An 18,880-nucleotide genomic window follows, 5' to 3' on the forward strand; every position below is an offset into this window, starting at 1 on the left:
CTCCGTTCTTCGCGAACTACCGTCCTCAGTTCTACTTCCGTACAACTGACGTGACCGGAACCGTGACCCTGGCGGCTGGCACCGAGATGGTCATGCCCGGCGACAACGTGTCGTTCGAGGTTGAGCTGATCGCACCGATCGCGATGGAAAACGGCCTGCGCTTCGCCATCCGCGAAGGCGGCCGCACCGTCGGCGCCGGCGTTGTGTCGAAGATCGTTGAATAAGGCGCGCTTGTCGCGCCTGGTTGCGGCGGGCGATTTTCCATAGGAAAATCTGCCAGCGGCAACTCGATTGAACAAAAGAAGGCCGTCCCACACCGGGGCGGCCTTTTTCTACTTTGTGTTAAATACTTGGAGTCGCATTTTTATTTAGATAGTTTCCTTTAAGGGGCCAAAAAGTAAGTGTAAGGGCTGCTGGAATTTACACTATGAGAGTGCGTATGGATTGGAAAAAGCTACTAAACAGTGACCGCTTTATTTCGGACACGGGAACAAGACCACCTCAAGCGGCTGATAAGGACAAGATTTCAGTCAGTGATTTTCAAGAAGATTATGGAAGAGTAATACACTCATCTGCGTTTCGTCGGTTAAAAAACAAGACTCAAGTTTTCACGTTTCCTAACAACGACTTCGTTCGAGACAGACTCACGCACTCCTACGAAGTTGCTTATTTCGGGCGGCTATTGGGAAATATGGTTGGTGCATTTTTAGTAGAACGAGAGGGCATAAATCATCCACCTGAAGCCATTGGCGAAGTGGTTTCTTCGGGTTGCTTAGCTCACGATCTAGGTAATCCTCCTTTTGGCCATGTTGGTGAGGATGCTGTCCGATACTGGTACACTAGTAGCGACTACTCGAACTTACGGCTTGCGGAAAACGATATCCGCAGGTTTGATTTTCTCAATTTTGATGGGAACGCTCAGAGCTTTAGAATTATTACACGGCTGCAAGGATGGAGGGAGCGTGGCGGGTTACAGCTTACGCACGCCACATTGGCATCAATGTGCAAATACCCATTTCCGTCTAACCACAAAACGGCAAAAGAAAAGAAGAAGTTCGGCTTTTTCCATGATGACATTAGTGCGGTCGAAAGGATCTTCGACAGCTGTGGCTTGACAAAAGACGATGAGGGTTGTTTTCAGCGGCATCCGCTATCTTTCCTCGTAGAAGCGGCAGACGATATAGCGTATTTGACAACAGACCTACAAGACGGCTTTCGAGCGGGACGAATTCCCTTCGAAACTGCAGAGGGACTCCTTAAATCAACTGCAGAAGCAAGAGGTTACTTATATCGATACAGCGAAGTCAATGATCGTGAAATGGACAGGATCAACTACCTAGCGGCGGCAGCTGCCCCGGCGTTGTTGGAAGAAGCGGTGTCGAGATTTCAACGCGGTTATACACAGATTATGGACGGTACCTATAGGGGAGGGTTGTTGGATAATTGTGGTCTGTCGAGCCATATAGAAAAAATTCGTGACGCGGCTCAGGAATTTTTGCACTACGGCGGCGAGAAAGGATTGGCCGATGCAGAAGCAATTCACATCTTACCAGCCCTTCTTTCGAAGTTTGCGGGTCCTTTGGATCGACTACTTTCCATGCAAGGCGATCGTAAAAATCTCAGTAAATCCGACCGGATTATGGTTGAGCTGCTGCCGTCTGACAATATTGACATGTCGACGTTTGGGTCCGACGCATACGACACGCTCAAGGTTCTAGTGGATGTTGTGACAGGAATGACTGATGGGCACGCTCATGAAATATATAGTAGACTGCACGCGGTTAACGGTAAACGCGACTAGAAGCTGGATCAGCTTCCGATATCACTCTCGTGAGATAGGGGTCTGAAATCGGCTATTTGTCACCAATGGAGTTCGAGCGCGTTTAACAGCCCTTCAAAGTGATAGTAATTCCCCCCTTGCCAAACCCCACCAACCCCACTAATACGCGCGAGTTCGCTCATAGCGGACAAAGGCGGGGTGATTCCCGCCTTTTGGGTTCGATGAGGGTTGGCGATGCGCGTCTGTCCTCCTCTCAACCTCAACGCCTGATAAAAGGCTGTATCTATGCAAAGCCAAAATATCCGTATTCGGCTGAAGGCATTTGACTATCGCGTTCTGGATGCCAGCACGCAAGAGATCGTCAACACTGCCAAGCGGACCGGCGCGAACGTGCGCGGCCCGATCCCGCTGCCGAACAAGATCGAGAAGTTCACGGTTCTCCGTGGCCCTCACGTTGACAAGAAATCCCGCGACCAGTTCGAGATCCGTACGCACAAGCGTCTCTTGGACATCGTTGATCCGACCCCCCAGACCGTTGACGCGCTGATGAAGCTCGACCTCGCTGCTGGTGTGGATGTCGAGATCAAGCTGCAGTCGTAAGATCGGAGGGTATTATTCATGCGCTCTGGTATTATCGCAAAAAAAGTTGGCATGACCCGCCTGTTCATGGAAGACGGCAAGCAGATCCCTGTGACCGTTCTTCACCTGGACAACCTGCAGGTCGTTGCACAGCGTACCGCTGACAAAGACGGCTACACAGCTGTTCAGTTGGGCGCTGGTGCTGCCAAAGCAAAACGCACCTCGAAGGCCATGCGCGGTCACTATGCCGCTGCCAAGGTCGAGCCCAAGCGTAAGCTGGCCGAGTTCCGCGTCTCCGAAGATGGCCTGATCGATGTGGGCGCCGAGATTTCGGCAGAACACTTCCTGGAAGGTCAGAAAGTTGACGTTTCGGGCACCTCGATCGGTAAAGGCTTTGCCGGTGCGATGAAGCGTTGGAACTTTGGTGGTCTGCGCGCCTCGCACGGTGTTTCGATCAGCCACCGTTCGCACGGTTCGACCGGTCAGTGTCAGGACCCGGGCAAGGTGTTCAAAGGCAAGAAGATGGCCGGTCACATGGGCGCTGCCCGTGTTACCACCCAGAACTTGGAAGTTGTCAAAACCGACGCCGACCGGAACCTGGTGTTCATCAAAGGCGCCGTTCCCGGACCGAAATCGGGCTGGGTGACCGTCAAGGACGCCGTCAAGAAGAAAGCACCCGAAGGTCTGCCTTTCCCGGCAGCCGTGAAAGGTGCCGCAACCGAAGCACCGGCGGAAGAAGCGCCCGCGGAAGGTGGTGAAGCATGAAACTTGATGTAATCAAACTGGACGGCGGCAAAGCCGGCAACATCGAGCTGGATGCGGACCTGTTCGGCCTCGAGCCGCGCGCGGACATCCTGCACCGTGTGGTCCGTTGGCAGCGCAACAACGCGCAGGCCGGCACCCACAAGGTCAAGACCCGCTCGGAAACCAGCTACTCGACCAAGAAGATCTATCGCCAGAAGGGTACCGGTGGCGCACGCCATGGTGACCGTAACGCGCCGATCTTCCGAGGTGGTGGTATCTATAAAGGCCCCGTCGTGCGTTCGCATGGTCACGACTTGCCCAAGAAGTTCCGCAAGCTTGGCCTGCGCCACGCTCTGTCGGCAAAAGCCAAGGCAGGTGAACTGGTCGTGATCGAGAACGCCGAAGCCGAAGGCAAGACCGCCGCTCTGGCCAAACAGGTTGCAAACCTGGGCTGGAAACGCGCTCTGGTCATCGACGGCGCGACCGTGAACGAAGGGTTCCTGAAAGCGTCCAAGAACATCGAAGGTCTGGATATCCTGCCGTCGATGGGCGCAAACGTCTATGACATCCTCAAGCGTGACACTCTGGTGCTCACCAAAGCGGCTGTCGAAGCACTGGAGGCTCGTCTGAAATGAGCGCGAAGGCAGAACACTACGACGTGATCCGAAAGCCGGTCATCACTGAGAAGTCGACCATGGCGTCCGAAAACGGCGCGGTTGTCTTTGAAGTTGCGATCGACAGCAACAAGCCGCAGATCAAAGAGGCCGTTGAGGCGCTGTTTGGTGTGAAGGTCAAAGCGGTGAACACCACCGTGACCAAAGGCAAGGTCAAACGGTTCCGCGGCCAGCTGGGCCGTCGGAAAGACGTCAAAAAAGCATATGTGACCCTGGAAGAGGGTAACACCATCGACGTGAGCACCGGTCTCTGATCGGACCCGTACTCGGGATGAGATAAAGGCCCCCGCGAAAGCGGGGGTTTTTTTGTTTGGAGGCATGGCATTGATTTATTGCGTAGCAATGGTTTCATTGGATGACAGTTGCCGTTCCAAATTTGATGTGAACTCTACGAAGAATGCACAAAGCAAAAACCATTGAATTCAACCGCCCTGCTAAATTCACATTGTTGGAGGTTCTGGGAAGCGGCGCGTGCGGTGAGACCGTCCATATCCGAGACGAAGGTATGGATGCCGATTTTGTTGCTAAGAAATATCTTCCGATCATATCCGAAGAAGAAAACCCCGGTCTCTTTCTCGATTTGCTCGGACGGTTCCGTGATGAAGCGCGAATTCTCTTTCGGTTAAATCACCCAAACGTAGTCAGGGTCTTCAACTACTTCGACTACAGTGAATACAAAACATCGTACATCGTAATGGAGTACGTCTCGGGATTAGAGTTACTGGATTATCTCAAGAAAAACCCCGCTAACGCCGATAGGGTATTTGAAGGCGTAGTTGACGGTTTTACCCATTTGCAAGCGCGCGGTGTCCTGCATCGGGACATTCGTCCGGCAAACATTCTGATTGATGAGACAAGTACGCCAAAGATCATAGATTTTGGCTTCGGAAAAGAGATTGGGTTGGGCCAACGCGAAGATGACCGAAAGAGCATCTCTTTGAACTGGTGGTGTGAGACCCCTCCAGAATTCGCGGACAATATCTACGACTTTCAAACGGAGGTCTATTTTGTTGGAAAGCTGTTTCAACTGGCTATTCAGGAATGTGGACTAAGCGACTTCAAGTACAGGCTACTATTGATTTCAATGTGCGAGTCCGACCGGTCACGCCGAACACAGTCCTTTGAAGACGTGAAGCGCTCGATCAACGAGGGCAAATTCGCGGAGTTATCGTTTTCCGATGGGGAAGTAGAAACCTATCGGAATTTTGCTGGGGAGTTGTCGGAAGTTGTGTCTTCCATCCAATCGGATGCTAGGTTCGATCGAGATCCGACAAAAGTTCTCGTAAAGCTTGAAGCGCTGTACTGAAAAACGATGCTTGAAGAGACTGTTGCCGCACCGAACAAGTTAGTCTCTATTTTTGTGTTAGGCGCGTTCAGTTATTGGAAAAGTACCGAGGTTTATGTTGAGACACTACTCAGGTTCATCAATCTCCTGAGAGGATTGTCAGAAGAAAAGCGGAGTATTGTCTTGGAAAATATAGTTTTGCGACTAGAGGCATGCGAGCGGACAGAACCCGAAATTGATGACGATGAGATTCCATTTTAGGATACGGTTAGGTTTGGACTGGCGGCATTGGTTTTCGTGCCGAAATGGCATTTAAATTCCGGTCGCACCCTATAGACACCCACCCCCAACCCTGTTACATGCTCCCAATCTTGCGGCCTCGGATTCGTTCCGGGGCCTCTGATATTTGTAACCGGGGACCTTCGGGGCCCTATACCCTTGGCACCTACGGGGGCCTATCACATAGCGGGGAAATCCCCGCACTTGCTAAACGGAAGACAGAAAGCATGGCACTCAAGTCGTACAAGCCGACGACGCCGGGCCAGCGCGGGCTGGTGCTGATCGACCGTTCGGAGCTTTGGAAAGGACGTCCGGTCAAGTCTCTCACAGAGGGTTTGACCAAATCGGGCGGCCGGAACAACACCGGACGGATCACTTCACGCCGCCGCGGCGGTGGCGCAAAGCGTCTCTACCGGATCGTTGACTTCAAACGGAACAAATTTGATGTCGCGGCAACCGTCGAGCGGATCGAATATGACCCGAACCGGACCGCATTCATCGCACTGGTAAAATACGAAGACGGCGAGCAGGCATACATCCTGGCTCCGCAGCGTCTGGCTGTTGGTGACAAAGTCGTGGCATCCGCCAAGGCAGACATCAAGCCGGGCAACGCAATGCCGTTCTCGGGCATGCCCATTGGTACCATCGTCCACAACATCGAGATGAAGCCTGGCAAAGGCGGTCAGATCGCACGTGCGGCCGGTACGTACGCTCAATTCGTGGGTCGCGATGGCGGCTACGCTCAGATCCGTCTGAGCTCGGGCGAGCTGCGCATGGTCCGTCAAGAATGCATGGCCACCATCGGTGCCGTGTCCAACCCTGACAACAGCAACCAAAACCTCGGTAAAGCCGGTCGTATGCGCCACAAGGGTGTACGTCCGTCGGTTCGTGGTGTTGCAATGAACCCGATCGATCACCCGCACGGTGGTGGTGAAGGTCGTACCTCGGGTGGCCGTACGCCGGTTACTCCGTGGGGTAAGGACACCAAGGGTAAGCGTACCCGCAACAAGAACAAAGCGTCCCAGAAGCTGATCATCCGCTCGCGGCACGCCAAGAAGAAGGGACGTTAATCTATGTCTCGCTCTGTTTGGAAGGGTCCTTTCGTCGATGCTTACGTGCTGAAAAAAGCCGAAGCAGCGCGCGAGTCGGGCCGCAACGAAGTCATCAAAATCTGGTCGCGTCGTTCCACCATTCTGCCCCAGTTCGTGGGTCTGACCTTTGGTGTGTACAACGGCCAGAAGCACATCCCCGTCAACGTCTCGGAAGACATGATCGGTCAGAAGTTCGGTGAGTACTCGCCGACCCGCACCTATTATGGCCACGCCGCAGACAAAAAAGCGAAGCGGAAGTAAGTCATGGGCAAGGAAAAGAACCCCCGCCGCGTGGCTGAAAACGAAGCAATGGCGAAAACCCGCATGCTTCGCACCAGCCCGCAGAAACTGAACCTGGTTGCGCAAATGATCCGCGGCAAGAAAGTTGAGAAGGCTCTGACCGACCTGACTTTCTCGAACAAGCGTGTCGCGCAGGACGTCAAGAAGTGCCTGCAGTCCGCAATCGCGAATGCCGAAAACAACCACAACCTGGACGTTGACGAACTGATCGTCGCCGAAGCATGGGTTGGCAAGAACCTGGTCATGAAGCGCGGTCGTCCGCGTGCCCGTGGCCGTTTCGGCAAGATCATGAAGCCGTTCTCGGAGATCACCATCAAGGTGCGTCAAGTTGAGGAGCAAGCCTAATGGGTCATAAAGTAAATCCGATCGGCATGCGCCTGCAGGTCAACCGAACCTGGGACAGCCGCTGGTACGCCGACACCAAGGACTACGGTGATCTTCTGCTGGAAGACCTCAAAATCCGTGAGTTCATCAACAAAGAGTGCAAACAGGCCGGTGTTGCCCGTGTGATCATCGAACGTCCGCACAAGAAGTGCCGCGTTACGATCCACACGGCTCGTCCGGGTGTCATCATCGGCAAGAAAGGTGCAGACATTGAAGTTCTGCGCAAAAAGCTTGCTCGTATGACCGACAGCGAACTGCACCTGAACATCGTCGAAGTGCGCAAGCCCGAGCTTGACGCGCAGCTGGTTGCCGAGTCCATTGCTCAGCAGCTGGAGCGCCGCGTCTCGTTCCGCCGCGCGATGAAGCGGTCGGTTCAGAATGCCATGCGCATGGGCGCCCTGGGTATCCGGGTGAACGTCGCTGGTCGTCTGGGCGGCGCCGAAATCGCACGGACCGAGTGGTATCGCGAAGGCCGCGTGCCTCTGCACACCCTGCGTGCCGACATCGATTACGCACATGCCGAAGCGATGACCCCCTACGGGATCATCGGGATCAAGGTCTGGATCTTCAAAGGTGAGATCATGGAGCACGATCCGCAGGCACGTGACCGTAAAGCACAGGAACTCCAGGACGGCCCTGCACCTCGTGGTGCTGGTGGCGGTCGTCGCTAAGGAGGGAAAGATATGCTTCAACCAAAGCGTACTAAATTCCGCAAGATGCACAAAGGCCGGATCAAGGGGCTCGCCAAAGGCGGTTCCGATCTGAACTTTGGCACCTACGGTCTGAAAGCACTGCAGCCCGAGCGCGTCACCGCGCGTCAGATCGAAGCTGCACGTCGTGCCATGACCCGTCACATGAAACGTCAGGGCCGCGTCTGGATCCGGATCTTCCCGGATACTCCTGTGACCTCGAAGCCGACCGAAGTCCGTATGGGTAAAGGTAAAGGCTCCGTTGACTTCTGGGCAGCGAAAGTAAAGCCCGGTCGTGTGATGTTCGAAATTGACGGCGTCAATGACGACATCGCCCGCGAGGCCCTGCGCCTGGCCGCGATGAAGCTGCCGATCAAGACCCGCGTTGTGGTCCGCGAAGACTGGTAAGCGATTGGGGCTTTGACCTCACTCGTTACATGAATGACCCTCGTCGGGAAACCGGCGGGGGTTTTCTTTTGGATCGGCAGCCCGTGCTTCGTGGATTGTGAAAAACGTCGACCTCCCTCCGCCGCACCCCTAGGTTGGCTTACAGGTATGGGAGGGACCTATGGTTCAGCTACGTAAAAAATTGTTCATTAAAGAAGTCATATCCACCGACCAGTTGGGCCAACCTTGTGATCCGATCAATCGGGTCGCAGCGCTGGCAGTGATGCAGAACCCTCTGGCCGGGCGCTTCTCGGACGATCTTTCAGAGTTGTTCGAGATCGGCGCCATTCTGGGCCCGGAACTCGCTGCCGAGGCGATTTCTCAACTGGACGGAGCGCCGGTCTCTTACGGTAAAGCCGCGATTGTCGGCATGAATGGCGATCTTGAGCAGGGTGGGGCGGTGATTCAACCCAAACTCGGTGCGCCCATGCGCGCTGCGGCGGGCGGAGGTGAAGCGGTGATACCGTCCAACGCCAAACTGGGCGCGCCGGGTTGCGCGATTGATCTGCCGCTGGGTCACAAGGACAATCCGTGGTCGTTCGATCATTTCGACACGATGACGCTGAACATCCCAGATGCGCCGAAACCGGATGAGATCGTGCTGTGCCTCGCCTATGCCGACGGAGGTCGCCCGATACCGCGCTGTGGCAAAGGGCCTATCAAGACCTAAGCGGCTGGTCTTGCCGAGAGGGCTGGGGTATGCCCGGCCCATGGCACAGATTGAATCACTCTTCGTCACACGACTCTATCGCGCAGCCCTGTCCGAGTTCGATCCCAGGATCGACGCGGAGGAATTGGAAAGTTCATGCTTCGTCATTGCTGAAGATGATGAGGCCGGGCAGGACTGGTGTGAAGCGAATGCGTATCCAGGCTACACCAGCTATGCTTCGCTGACCGATTTGCCTTGGCGGTTTCCTATATTTGCCGATCTTGTCAAAGTGCTGGATCAGCACGTCGCTGCTTTTGCCAAGGATTTGGAGTTTGATCTGGACGACCGCGCACTGAAGCTTGAGGATCTGTGGATCAATATCCTCCCTGAAGGCGGGATGCATGCCAGCCACCTGCATCCGCACAGCGTCATCTCAGGCACGACTTATGTGTCCATGCCCGAAGGGGCCAGTGCGTTGAAACTGGAAGACCCGCGGTCGGGCCGCATGATGGCCGCACCGACGCGGCTGAAGGGCGGGCGCCGGGAATTGCAGCCTTTCATCTATATGAAGCCGCAGGTAGGTGACGTCCTGCTGTGGGAAAGCTGGCTGCGCCACGAGGTGCCGATGAACATGGCCGAGGACGAGCGGATTTCTGTCAGCTTCAACTATAAATGGGAGTGAAGCGTCTTGAAGCGCCAAGTTGAAAGCGCTCAGGTTGCTTTGTCGGAGGATATTATGACTAAAACAGCTCTCGTCACAGGCGCTTCATCCGGAATTGGCCGGGAATTGGCACGTTATCATGCGTCACAAGGCGGCAATCTGATCATCAGTGCGCGGCGCGGGGATGCGTTGGATGCCCTCAGATCAGAGCTTGAGGCCGCCCATGGTGTTACTGTCACTGCGATTCCGCTTGATCTGGGTGCTGTTGGAGGCGCGGAAAAACTTTATGAGGCCGTCAAGAGCGAAGACCTGACGGTCGACTATCTGATCAACAATGCCGGATTTGGGGGGCATGGGGCTTTTCTGGATCGCCGCCTTTCGGACGATCTGGATATGATCCGGCTGAACGTCGATGCCCTTGTCTCTCTGAGTCATATGTTTGGCACCGATATGATCAGAGGTGGTGGTGGGAAGATACTGAATGTCAGTTCGACTGCGGCGCATATGCCGGGCCCGCTGCAAGCGACCTATTTTGCCACCAAAGCCTATGTTTCAAGTTTCAGTCAGGCGCTCGCGGAAGAGCTGAAAGGTAAGGGCGTCACTGTGACCGCTTTGGAGCCGGGGTATGTCGCGACCGAGTTTGCTGCTGCGGCAAATCTTGAGGGCACGAAGCTTGTTGCCCAAAAAGGCGCGACCGCTGAGGCCGTGGCCAAAATCGGCTATGACGCCATGATCGACGGGAAGCTTACGGTGATCAACGACAAGCCGCTTGCATTCATGCTGGGCTGGGTCATGCCGTTTCTGCCGCATCGCGCGCGGCTGAACATGGTTCGGAAAATGCAGGAGAAGGGCACCTGAACACCCGTCCGCTTTTTTTCAGGATCAAGACTGGTCGCGGTTGTGATCTGACGGCCCGGGTTCTGAGGGCGGCAGGAATTGGGAAACGGGCAGATTCATCCGCCTGAAAACGGATTGAAACTTTCCCTTGCCACCCACCCCCCAAACCCTTATACGGCGGCATCCTGCGGTCTCCCGGCGTTGCCGGGCGATTCGTATGTCTATCATTCATCCACCAGGTCAAAGGTGACCCGTGTACGGGGCCTTCTGGTGTTTTGAGCAAAGGAAAAAGGCGATGAACGCCCAAGAACTGCGTGACAAGACCCCGGACCAGCTCCGCGAGGAACTGGCCAACCTGAAGAAAGAAAGCTTTAACCTGCGCTTTCAACAGGCAACCGGTCAGCTGGAAAACACAGCCGGTATCAAAGCGGCCCGCCGCAATGCTGCCCGTGTCAAAACCATCCTGAACGAAAAGGCCGCTGCTGCGGCATCCGAGGAGTAATCAGATGCCCAAGCGTATCCTGCAAGGCACCGTGACCAGCGACGCCAACGAACAGACCGTAACCGTATCCGTCGAGCGCCGCTTTACGCATCCGGTTCTGAAGAAAACCATCCGTAAGTCCAAGAAATACCGGGCTCACGATGAAAAGAACGCCTTCAAGGTCGGCGACACCGTACGCATTATCGAATGCGCGCCGAAATCGAAGACGAAACGTTGGGAGGTTCTGGAGGCGTAAGCCCCCAGGACTTTTCATTTGTCGAAACCCTGGGGGATTTAACGAGACCAGCCCCCACAGGTCGGGAGAAACCACATGATCCAGATGCAGACCAATCTGGATGTCGCTGACAACTCCGGCGCACGCCGAGTTCAGTGCATCAAGGTCCTGGGTGGTTCCAAGCGTAAATACGCCTCCGTTGGCGACATCATTGTCGTCTCGGTGAAGGAAGCCATCCCGCGCGGCCGCGTAAAGAAAGGTGACGTCCGTAAGGCCGTCGTCGTACGCACCGCCAAGGAAGTCCGTCGCGAAGACGGCACCGCGATCCGTTTCGATCGCAATGCCGCCGTCATCCTGAACAATAACAACGAGCCCGTAGGTACCCGTATCTTTGGCCCCGTTGTTCGCGAACTGCGCGGCAAGAACTTCATGAAAATCATCTCGCTGGCTCCGGAGGTGCTGTAATCATGGCTGCTAAACTCCGCAAAGGCGACAAGGTCGTCGTGCTGGCCGGTAAGGACAAGGGCAAAGAGGGAACTATCACCTCGGTTGACCCGAAAGCCGGTAAAGCTGTTGTTGATGGCATCAACATCGCCATCCGCCACACCCGTCAGTCGCAAACCTCGCAAGGTGGTCGCCTGCCTCAGGCAAACCCGATCGAGCTGTCGAACCTGGCACTGCTGGACAAAAACGGCAAAGCTACCCGCGTTGGCTTCCGCATGGAAGGCGACAAGAAGGTGCGCTTCGCCAAGACCACAGGGGACGTGATCGATGCTTGATACCGCAACCTACACCCCGCGTCTGAAAACTCAGTACGTTGAAACCATCCGTGCCGCTCTGAAAGAAGAGTTTGGCTACAAGAACGACATGCAGCTGCCCAAGCTGGAAAAAATCGTTCTGAACATCGGTTGTGGTGCTGAGGCTGTCAAAGACTCGAAGAAAGCGAAAGCTGCTGTCGAGGATCTGACTGCGATTGCTGGCCAGAAGGCCGTTGCAACCAAGGCGAAGAAGTCGATCGCGGGTTTCCGCGTCCGTGAAGACATGCCGTTGGGTGCGAAAGTGACCCTGCGCGGTGACCGGATGTACGAATTCCTGGATCGTCTGATCACCATCGCGATGCCTCGCGTTCGTGACTTCCGCGGTGTTAAGCCGTCTTTCGATGGTCGTGGCAACTTTGCCATGGGCATGAAAGAGCACATCGTGTTCCCGGAAATCGACTTCGACAAGGTCGACGAGGTCTGGGGCCTGGATATCGTAATTGCCACCACAGCGAAAACCGACGCTGAAGCAAAGGCATTGTTGAAAGCATTCAACATGCCGTTCAACGCGTAAGCGCCGGGAGGATAGAGACATGGCTAAGAAAGCAATGATCGAACGCGAGAAGAAGCGCGAACGCCTGGTGGCCAAATATGCCGCAAAGCGTGCCGAGCTGAAAGAAATCGCGAATGACGAGAGCAAGCCGATGGAAGAGCGTTTCAAAGCGCGTCTGAAACTGGCGAAACTGCCGCGCAACAGCTCGGCTACCCGTCTGCACAACCGTTGTCAGCTGACCGGTCGTCCCCACGCTTACTACCGTAAGCTGAAGGTCAGCCGTATCGCGCTGCGCGAGCTGGGTTCTGCTGGTCAGATCCCCGGCATGGTGAAATCGAGCTGGTAAGGGAGACATAGATATGAATGATCCTATCGGCGATATGCTCACCCGTATCCGCAACGCGCAAATGCGCGGCAAGTCCACCGTTTCCACCCCGGCTTCCAAGCTGCGCGGTTGGGTTCTGGACGTGCTGGCGGACGAAGGTTACATCCGTGGCTACGAAGCGACGACCGGTGAAAACGGTCATCCGGCCATCGAAATCAGCCTGAAATACTACGAAGGCACCCCTGTTATTCGCGAATTGAAGCGGGTCTCGAAACCCGGTCGCCGCGTGTACATGGGCGTCAATGACATCCCGCAGGTCCGTCAGGGTCTGGGCGTGTCGATTGTCAGCACTCCGAAAGGTGTGATGTCGGATGCAAACGCTCGCTCCAACAATGTTGGCGGCGAAGTGCTCTGCACCGTCTTCTAAGGAGGTCTGCAATGTCTCGTATTGGTAAAAAACCGGTCGAGCTGCCCAGCGGCGTTTCCGCCTCTGTGTCGGGTCAGACCATCGAAGTGAAAGGTCCGAAAGGCACCCGCAGCTTCACCGCTACCGACGACGTAACGCTGTCGGTTGAAGACAACGTGGTCAAGATCGACCCTCGTGGCATGTCCAAGCGTGCGCGCCAGCAGTGGGGCATGAGCCGCACTATGGTCGCCAATCTGGTTGAAGGCGTCACAAACGGCTTCAAAAAAGAGCTGGAAATCCAGGGTGTTGGTTACCGGGCTCAGATGCAGGGCAACACCCTGAAGCTGAACCTGGGCTACAGCCATGATGTCGATTTCACTGCTCCGGAAGGTGTCACCATCACCGCGCCGAAGCAGACTGAGATCGTTGTGGAAGGTATCGACCAGCAGCAGGTGGGCGAAGTCGCGGCCAAAATCCGCGAATGGCGCCGTCCCGAGCCGTACAAAGGCAAGGGCATCCGCTATAAGGGCGAGTTCATCTTCCGCAAGGAAGGCAAGAAGAAGTAAGGACGCAAACAATGGCAAACAGCAAAAGAACCCTGTTTCTGAAGCGCCGCCTGCGCGTTCGGAACAAACTTCGCAAGGTCAACGCAGGCCGTGTACGCCTGTCGATCCATCGCTCGAACAAGAACATCTCTGTTCAGCTGATCGACGACGTTCGTGGCGTGACCTTGGCCTCGGCCTCGACCCTGGAAAAGGATCTGGGCGTTGTTGGCAAGAACAACGTCGAAGCGGCCACCAAAGTGGGTGCGGCCATCGCCGAGCGTGCCAAGAAGGCAGGCATCGAAGAGGCTTATTTCGATCGTGGCGGCTTCCTGTTCCACGGCAAAGTGAAGGCTGTCGCCGACGCTGCGCGTGAGGGTGGTCTGAAGATCTAAGACCAAGCGCATCCCGAAAAGTGGGAACCGGTTTTCGGGTCAAGATGCGCGATACCAAAGATTGCGGGCGGGTTTCGATCCGCCCCGATGATCCGGGGGCCTCGGCGACAGTCGGGGTTCACTTGGATTGAAGAAAACGGCGCCGCAAGCGCCACATGAGAAAAGGGATGCCAAATGGCAGAACGTGAAAACCGTCGGGGCCGTGGCCGCGACCGTGAAGAAGCACCGGAATTTGCAGATCGTCTGGTCGCAATCAACCGTGTGTCGAAAACCGTAAAAGGTGGTAAGCGCTTTGGCTTCGCCGCGCTGGTGGTTGTCGGCGATCAGAAAGGCCGTGTGGGCTTTGGCAAGGGTAAGGCGAAAGAAGTGCCCGAGGCCATCCGCAAGGCGACCGAGCAAGCCAAGCGTCAGATGATCCGCGTGCAACTGCGTGAAGGCCGGACCCTGCACCACGATATCGAGGGCCGCCATGGCGCCGGTAAAGTGGTTATGCGCACCGCACCTGAGGGTACTGGTATCATCGCCGGTGGTCCGATGCGTGCCGTGTTCGAAATGCTGGGCGTCAAGGACGTTGTGTCCAAATCGCTGGGCTCGCAGAACCCGTACAACATGATCCGCGCCACCATCAACGGCCTGCAGAAAGAGCAGAGCCCGCGTTCGGTTGCCGCACGTCGTGGCAAAAAGGTTGCCGACATCCTGCCCAAGCGGGACGAAGCACCAGCTGCTGCTGAAGCAGAAGCATAAGGAGAGCGACCCATGGCAAAAACCATCGTCGTCAAGCAGATCGGCTCCCCGATCCGACGCCCCGCCGAACAGCGCGCAACCCTGATCGGCCTGGGCCTGAACAAGATGAACAAAACCCGTGAGCTGGAGGATACTCCTTCCGTTCGCGGCATGGTCAACAAGATCCCGCATCTGGTTCAGATCATCGAAGAGCGCGGTTAAACGCGAGTTCTTTGAAGTTAAAGCGCCTCCGGCAGTGCCGGAGGCGTTTTTATTGTGAGGTAGAGGTGCCGGATCAGCGCGTGAAGCCAAACATCGCTGCCCAATTCTCCATTGTCATTCCCGCGCGGTAGTCGCGCTGCATGTCTTTGTCGAGGGCTTCGATCAAGACCCGGTTTTCCAACCAGATTTCAACACACTCAAACGGACCGCGATTACACGCTCGGGTAGTCCAGCCTTTTTGGTGCGCCTTGTTGAGCAGGTCTTGTTGCGACAGGACTGAACCAAGCGCGATATGAGCGAATGTTGACGAGGGGTCCATATCGCCGACCTTGCAGGTTACCCGATCTGGGCCAGCGATCAGGGTATGGGTCAATGGATATACTTCAATTGCTGTCCCGTTGTCTTTCTCGGCAAACGCAATCCACGAGTCCGGGAATGGGGGAAATGGCAACGCTTCGCCGCCCATAATATCTGCCAGAAACTTTGCGACGTCCTCGGGGTCTGCGGCGGTGATGGACAAGTGCAATATCGACATGTGTAACCTCATCGAGAAATGAGGCTAGTCTGGCTCAGGCTTGAGGCTTTGTCAGGGCACTATTTTCATGGGTAATTTGCCATTCATCAAACGCATACCGGCTAGACCAAAACGCGCGTTGTTAGCGGTATCTAATGCTCCTATCTGATCCTTGTCCACAAAGGAACAAATGGAAACGCCCAGGGAATACGCCCTGGAACAGAAAGGAAATTAGATATGGCACATACAGCTACACTGACACATGGCGGCTTCAACCTGAACGCTCGTATTGCGAGCTTTGTTGAGCGCGTAAAAGAAAACCGCGCACGGGCTGCAGAATACAGCCGCACCTATCGCGAGTTGCAAAGCCTGAGCAACCGCGAGCTGGACGATATCGGCGTTCGCCGTTGCGATATCGCAGATATAGCACGCGACCACGCATATTGCGCGTAACACCCCAACCACTCACCGTTGAAGAGGCGCCATTTCGGCGCCTCTTTTTGGTTTTTGTAACCAGGATACAACAAACCTTGCAACCGAGGCCGCAACACTGTAGAGCGCTCCGGTGGATTTCTATCCACGAGAATCAAAACCAAGAAACGCCGTGGTTGGCCCATCACGCTTCGGGGGTCACATCCGGCTTAGGAGAAGCGATATGAAACTGCATGAATTGCGCGACAATCCTGGCGCCGCACCGAAACGCACCCGCGTTGGCCGTGGTCCCGGTTCCGGCAAAGGTAAAATGGGTGGCCGTGGTATCAAAGGCCAGAAATCCCGTTCGGGTGTGGCCATCAATGGCTATGAAGGCGGCCAGATGCCGCTGTACCAGCGCCTGCCCAAGCGTGGCTTCAACAAGCCGAACCGCAAGGAATTCGCCGTTATCAATCTGGGCCTGATCCAGAAATTCGTCGACGCTGGCAAGCTGGACGCCAAAGCAGCGATTACCGAGGATGCGCTGGTTGCATCCGGTCTGGTTCGCCGCAAGCTGGACGGTGTTCGCGTTCTGGCCAAAGGCGAAATCAGCGCAAAGGTGAACTTGGAAGTCACCGGTGCTTCGAAAGCTGCTATTGAAGCGGTAGAAAAAGCGGGCGGTTCACTTCAGGTCACAAAAGCTGCTGCGGCAGAGTAAGCGCTTGTGAGCGGGCAAAGACCCGCTTACATAGAGCACTAAGTTTTCCCAGACGCCGCCCGAGCCGGAAAACGGTTCCGGGCGGCGTTTACATAAGAGAGACCGATTTATGGTATCAGCAGCAGAACAAATGGCAGCCAACACAAGCTGGGCTGCCCTTGGCAAAGCCACCGATCTGCGCAACCGCATCCTATTCACACTGGGTTTGCTGATCGTCTATCGCTTGGGCACCTTTATCCCGGTGCCGGGGATCGACGGGCAAGCGCTGCGTGAGTTCATGGAGCAAGCGGGGCAGGGCATCGGCGGCATGGTTTCGATGTTCACCGGCGGAGCGCTGGGGCGGATGGGTATCTTTGCCCTCGGCATCATGCCCTACATCTCGGCTTCGATCATCGTGCAGCTGCTGACATCGATGGTTCCCGCGCTCGAACAGCTCAAGAAAGAGGGCGAGCAAGGGCGCAAGAAGATCAATCAATACACCCGTTTCGGCACCGTGGCGCTGGCCACTGTTCAGGCTTATGGTCTGGCCGTTTCGCTGGAATCGGGCGATCTGGCGACCGATCCGGGCATGTTCTTCCGTATGTCGACGATGATTACCCTGGTCGGCGGTACCATGTTCCTGATGTGGCTGGGTGAGCAGATCACCGCACGCGGTATCGGCAACGGTATTTCCCTGATCATCTTCGTCGGTATCATCGCCGAGGTTCCGGCCGCGTTGGCGCAGTTCTTTGCCTCTGGTCGCTCAGGCGCGATCAGCCCCGCTGTGATCGTGGGTGTGATCGTCATGGTGATTGCCGTGATCACCTTTGTGGTGTTCATGGAGCGTGCTCTGCGCAAGATCCATATCCAATACCCGCGCCGTCAGGCGGGTATGAAAGTCTATGAAGGCGGCTCCAGCCACCTGCCGGTCAAAGTAAACCCGGCGGGCGTCATCCCGGCGATCTTTGCGAGCTCGCTGCTGCTGCTGCCGGTGACGATCTCGACCTTCTCGTCGGGCGCCACCAATGGCCCGGTCATGTCTTGGCTGCTGGCCAACTTTGGCCCCGGACAGCCGCTGTACCTGCTGTTCTTCGCGTCGATGATCGTATTCTTCGCCTATTTCTACACGTTCAACGTGTCGTTCAAACCGGACGATGTTGCGGACAACCTGAAAAAGCAAAACGGTTTTGTGCCGGGTATCCGTCCGGGCAAGAAAACCGCCGAGTATCTGGAATACGTGGTCAATCGCGTGCTCGTTCTGGGCTCGGCCTATCTGGCTGCGGTCTGTCTGCTGCCTGAAATCCTGCGGGGCCAGTTCGCCATTCCGTTCTATTTTGGCGGCACGTCCGTGCTGATTATCGTCTCGGTGACCATGGACACGATCCAGCAGGTCCAGAGCCATTTGCTGGCGCATCAATACGAAGGGCTGATTGAAAAGTCCCAGCTGCGCGGCAAAAGCAAGAAACGCGGCAGAAAGGGAGCTGCTCGTCGATGAACATCATACTTCTCGGTCCCCCGGGGGCAGGCAAGGGCACGCAGGCGCGTCACCTGGTTGAAACCCGCGGGATGGTTCAGCTGAGCACCGGCGACATGCTGCGCGAAGCCAAAGACAGCGGTACTGAAATGGGCAACCGCGTGGCTGAGGTGATGGCCAAGGGTGAACTGGTCACCGATGAGATCGTGATCGGCCTGATCCGCGAAAAGCTGGAACAGGGTGCCAAGGGAGGTTTCATCTTTGATGGTTTCCCACGCACGTTGGCGCAGGCCGATGCTTTGGGTGAATTGCTGGACAGCACTGGCGAGACGCTGGACGCTGTTGTTGCGATGGAAGTCAATGACGATGCCTTGGTCGCACGGATTACGGCGCGATCGACCTGCGGCGGATGTGGTGAGGTCTACAACGATATCACCAAGCCGATCCCGGCGGATGGCAAATGCTCCAACTGCGGCAAGGAAAACGATTTCAAACGCCGTGCGGACGATAATGAGGAAAGCCTCAAAACCCGTCTGATGGAATATTACAAGAAAACCTCGATGCTGATCGGATACTACCACGCCAAAGGCAACCTGTCCTGGGTCGATGGTTTGGGCGAGATCGATGAGGTTCAGGGGGCTATTGCCACCGTCTTGGATAAAGGTGGTGACGCCACCGGTAACGGCTGAGAATCGGGCATTGATGGAATAGGCTTGACGGCGCTGCCAAAAGCCCATATCGACCC

At 55.8% G+C, this 18,880-nt stretch carries 31 protein-coding genes; 30 read left to right on the forward strand and 1 reads right to left on the reverse strand.

Annotated elements, in window-relative coordinates:
* The 26 genes from ACR0NN_RS16400 to rpmD all read left to right on the forward strand — a co-directional run.
* The coding region (locus ACR0NN_RS16400; protein ID WP_480685119.1) for an EF-Tu C-terminal domain-related protein at nucleotides 1-224 on the forward strand (224 nt) is incomplete at its 5' end.
* Between the two features lie 215 nt (nucleotides 225-439).
* Nucleotides 440-1,801 carry a dGTP triphosphohydrolase gene (gene dgt, locus ACR0NN_RS16405; protein WP_170727676.1) on the forward strand — a complete coding sequence of 454 codons (1,362 nt, stop codon included), beginning with the start codon at nucleotides 440-442 and terminating at the stop codon, nucleotides 1,799-1,801.
* A gap of 264 nt (nucleotides 1,802-2,065) precedes the next feature.
* Entirely contained in the window at nucleotides 2,066-2,380 is a 315-nt protein-coding gene (gene rpsJ, locus ACR0NN_RS16410; RefSeq protein ID WP_008756422.1) for a 30S ribosomal protein S10, read from the forward strand.
* 18 nt (nucleotides 2,381-2,398) lie between these two features.
* Nucleotides 2,399-3,124 (forward strand): 50S ribosomal protein L3, encoded by a 726-nt coding sequence (gene rplC / locus ACR0NN_RS16415; RefSeq protein WP_039538255.1) that lies wholly within the window; start codon nucleotides 2,399-2,401, stop codon nucleotides 3,122-3,124.
* Nucleotides 3,121-3,738, forward strand: coding sequence for a 50S ribosomal protein L4 (gene rplD, locus ACR0NN_RS16420; protein WP_010437039.1), 618 nt, complete (start codon nucleotides 3,121-3,123; stop codon nucleotides 3,736-3,738). Before rplC ends, rplD begins: the two co-directional genes overlap by 4 nt.
* Nucleotides 3,735-4,031, forward strand: coding sequence for a 50S ribosomal protein L23 (locus tag ACR0NN_RS16425; RefSeq protein WP_010437040.1), 297 nt, complete (start codon nucleotides 3,735-3,737; stop codon nucleotides 4,029-4,031). Before rplD ends, ACR0NN_RS16425 begins: the two co-directional genes overlap by 4 nt.
* Before the next feature lie 143 nt (nucleotides 4,032-4,174).
* Nucleotides 4,175-5,083, forward strand: a complete 909-nt coding sequence (locus ACR0NN_RS16430; RefSeq protein WP_170727684.1) for a protein kinase domain-containing protein — start codon at nucleotides 4,175-4,177, stop codon at nucleotides 5,081-5,083.
* 485 nt (nucleotides 5,084-5,568) lie between these two features.
* Nucleotides 5,569-6,411 (forward strand): 50S ribosomal protein L2, encoded by an 843-nt coding sequence (gene rplB / locus ACR0NN_RS16435; protein ID WP_120633917.1) that lies wholly within the window; start codon nucleotides 5,569-5,571, stop codon nucleotides 6,409-6,411.
* A gap of 3 nt (nucleotides 6,412-6,414) precedes the next feature.
* A complete protein-coding gene (gene rpsS / locus ACR0NN_RS16440) occupies nucleotides 6,415-6,693 on the forward strand; it encodes a 30S ribosomal protein S19 (RefSeq protein WP_005980699.1) in 279 nt (92 codons plus the stop codon).
* A 3-nt stretch (nucleotides 6,694-6,696) separates the two neighbouring features.
* Nucleotides 6,697-7,077 (forward strand): 50S ribosomal protein L22, encoded by a 381-nt coding sequence (gene rplV / locus ACR0NN_RS16445; RefSeq protein WP_039538267.1) that lies wholly within the window; start codon nucleotides 6,697-6,699, stop codon nucleotides 7,075-7,077.
* On the forward strand, nucleotides 7,077-7,787 hold the full coding sequence (gene rpsC, locus ACR0NN_RS16450) for a 30S ribosomal protein S3 (protein WP_008758042.1): 711 nt from the start codon (nucleotides 7,077-7,079) through the stop codon (nucleotides 7,785-7,787). The genes rplV and rpsC overlap by 1 nt, the downstream gene beginning before the upstream one ends.
* Nucleotides 7,788-7,799: 12 nt before the next feature.
* On the forward strand, nucleotides 7,800-8,213 hold the full coding sequence (gene rplP, locus ACR0NN_RS16455; protein WP_039538270.1) for a 50S ribosomal protein L16: 414 nt from the start codon (nucleotides 7,800-7,802) through the stop codon (nucleotides 8,211-8,213).
* A gap of 160 nt (nucleotides 8,214-8,373) precedes the next feature.
* Nucleotides 8,374-8,922 (forward strand): amino acid synthesis family protein, encoded by a 549-nt coding sequence (locus ACR0NN_RS16460; protein WP_170727687.1) that lies wholly within the window; start codon nucleotides 8,374-8,376, stop codon nucleotides 8,920-8,922.
* Nucleotides 8,923-8,962: 40 nt separating this feature from the next.
* Nucleotides 8,963-9,583 (forward strand): 2OG-Fe(II) oxygenase family protein, encoded by a 621-nt coding sequence (locus tag ACR0NN_RS16465; protein WP_170609980.1) that lies wholly within the window; start codon nucleotides 8,963-8,965, stop codon nucleotides 9,581-9,583.
* Nucleotides 9,584-9,637: 54 nt separating this feature from the next.
* Entirely contained in the window at nucleotides 9,638-10,420 is a 783-nt protein-coding gene (locus tag ACR0NN_RS16470) for an SDR family NAD(P)-dependent oxidoreductase (protein ID WP_170727692.1), read from the forward strand.
* Between the two features lie 274 nt (nucleotides 10,421-10,694).
* Complete coding sequence (gene rpmC / locus ACR0NN_RS16475) at nucleotides 10,695-10,901, forward strand: 50S ribosomal protein L29 (RefSeq protein WP_010437082.1); 207 nt, start codon at nucleotides 10,695-10,697, stop codon at nucleotides 10,899-10,901.
* Nucleotides 10,902-10,905: 4 nt separating this feature from the next.
* Nucleotides 10,906-11,136 (forward strand): 30S ribosomal protein S17, encoded by a 231-nt coding sequence (rpsQ, locus tag ACR0NN_RS16480; RefSeq protein WP_068340771.1) that lies wholly within the window; start codon nucleotides 10,906-10,908, stop codon nucleotides 11,134-11,136.
* A 75-nt stretch (nucleotides 11,137-11,211) separates the two neighbouring features.
* Nucleotides 11,212-11,580 carry a 50S ribosomal protein L14 gene (rplN, locus tag ACR0NN_RS16485; RefSeq protein ID WP_008757934.1) on the forward strand — a complete coding sequence of 123 codons (369 nt, stop codon included), beginning with the start codon at nucleotides 11,212-11,214 and terminating at the stop codon, nucleotides 11,578-11,580.
* A 2-nt stretch (nucleotides 11,581-11,582) separates the two neighbouring features.
* A complete protein-coding gene (gene rplX / locus ACR0NN_RS16490; protein WP_010437096.1) occupies nucleotides 11,583-11,894 on the forward strand; it encodes a 50S ribosomal protein L24 in 312 nt (103 codons plus the stop codon).
* Nucleotides 11,887-12,447 carry a 50S ribosomal protein L5 gene (gene rplE / locus ACR0NN_RS16495; RefSeq protein ID WP_170478252.1) on the forward strand — a complete coding sequence of 187 codons (561 nt, stop codon included), beginning with the start codon at nucleotides 11,887-11,889 and terminating at the stop codon, nucleotides 12,445-12,447. Before rplX ends, rplE begins: the two co-directional genes overlap by 8 nt.
* A gap of 19 nt (nucleotides 12,448-12,466) precedes the next feature.
* Nucleotides 12,467-12,772, forward strand: coding sequence for a 30S ribosomal protein S14 (rpsN, locus tag ACR0NN_RS16500; protein WP_010437098.1), 306 nt, complete (start codon nucleotides 12,467-12,469; stop codon nucleotides 12,770-12,772).
* A 13-nt stretch (nucleotides 12,773-12,785) separates the two neighbouring features.
* The gene (gene rpsH / locus ACR0NN_RS16505; protein ID WP_010437099.1) at nucleotides 12,786-13,178 is read left to right on the forward strand and encodes a 30S ribosomal protein S8; all 393 of its coding nucleotides are present in this window, start codon (nucleotides 12,786-12,788) and stop codon (nucleotides 13,176-13,178) included.
* Between the two features lie 11 nt (nucleotides 13,179-13,189).
* Nucleotides 13,190-13,723: a 50S ribosomal protein L6 gene (gene rplF, locus ACR0NN_RS16510; protein WP_039538290.1), complete on the forward strand. Its 534-nt coding sequence runs from the start codon at nucleotides 13,190-13,192 to the stop codon at nucleotides 13,721-13,723.
* A gap of 11 nt (nucleotides 13,724-13,734) precedes the next feature.
* A complete protein-coding gene (gene rplR, locus ACR0NN_RS16515; RefSeq protein ID WP_170727697.1) occupies nucleotides 13,735-14,094 on the forward strand; it encodes a 50S ribosomal protein L18 in 360 nt (119 codons plus the stop codon).
* Between the two features lie 174 nt (nucleotides 14,095-14,268).
* Nucleotides 14,269-14,838 carry a 30S ribosomal protein S5 gene (gene rpsE / locus ACR0NN_RS16520; protein ID WP_155148691.1) on the forward strand — a complete coding sequence of 190 codons (570 nt, stop codon included), beginning with the start codon at nucleotides 14,269-14,271 and terminating at the stop codon, nucleotides 14,836-14,838.
* A gap of 12 nt (nucleotides 14,839-14,850) precedes the next feature.
* Nucleotides 14,851-15,039: a 50S ribosomal protein L30 gene (gene rpmD, locus ACR0NN_RS16525; RefSeq protein ID WP_170727699.1), complete on the forward strand. Its 189-nt coding sequence runs from the start codon at nucleotides 14,851-14,853 to the stop codon at nucleotides 15,037-15,039.
* A gap of 73 nt (nucleotides 15,040-15,112) precedes the next feature.
* Here rpmD and ACR0NN_RS16530 read toward each other — a convergent pair whose 3' ends face one another.
* Entirely contained in the window at nucleotides 15,113-15,574 is a 462-nt protein-coding gene (locus ACR0NN_RS16530) for a VOC family protein (RefSeq protein ID WP_480685125.1), read from the reverse strand.
* A gap of 216 nt (nucleotides 15,575-15,790) precedes the next feature.
* Here ACR0NN_RS16530 and ACR0NN_RS16535 point away from each other — a divergent pair, with 216 nt between their 5' ends.
* The 4 genes from ACR0NN_RS16535 (at nucleotide 15,791) to ACR0NN_RS16550 (ending at nucleotide 18,824) form a co-directional block, all read left to right on the forward strand.
* On the forward strand, nucleotides 15,791-16,006 hold the full coding sequence (locus ACR0NN_RS16535; protein ID WP_170687297.1) for a DUF1127 domain-containing protein: 216 nt from the start codon (nucleotides 15,791-15,793) through the stop codon (nucleotides 16,004-16,006).
* A gap of 202 nt (nucleotides 16,007-16,208) precedes the next feature.
* Complete coding sequence (gene rplO / locus ACR0NN_RS16540; RefSeq protein ID WP_170687296.1) at nucleotides 16,209-16,682, forward strand: 50S ribosomal protein L15; 474 nt, start codon at nucleotides 16,209-16,211, stop codon at nucleotides 16,680-16,682.
* A 109-nt stretch (nucleotides 16,683-16,791) separates the two neighbouring features.
* Complete coding sequence (secY, locus tag ACR0NN_RS16545) at nucleotides 16,792-18,156, forward strand: preprotein translocase subunit SecY (RefSeq protein ID WP_170687295.1); 1,365 nt, start codon at nucleotides 16,792-16,794, stop codon at nucleotides 18,154-18,156.
* Nucleotides 18,153-18,824 (forward strand): adenylate kinase, encoded by a 672-nt coding sequence (locus ACR0NN_RS16550; protein WP_170687294.1) that lies wholly within the window; start codon nucleotides 18,153-18,155, stop codon nucleotides 18,822-18,824. Before secY ends, ACR0NN_RS16550 begins: the two co-directional genes overlap by 4 nt.
* Nucleotides 18,825-18,880 lie beyond the last annotated feature (56 nt).

This window comes from Ruegeria sp. BA2 (assembly GCF_056539605.1).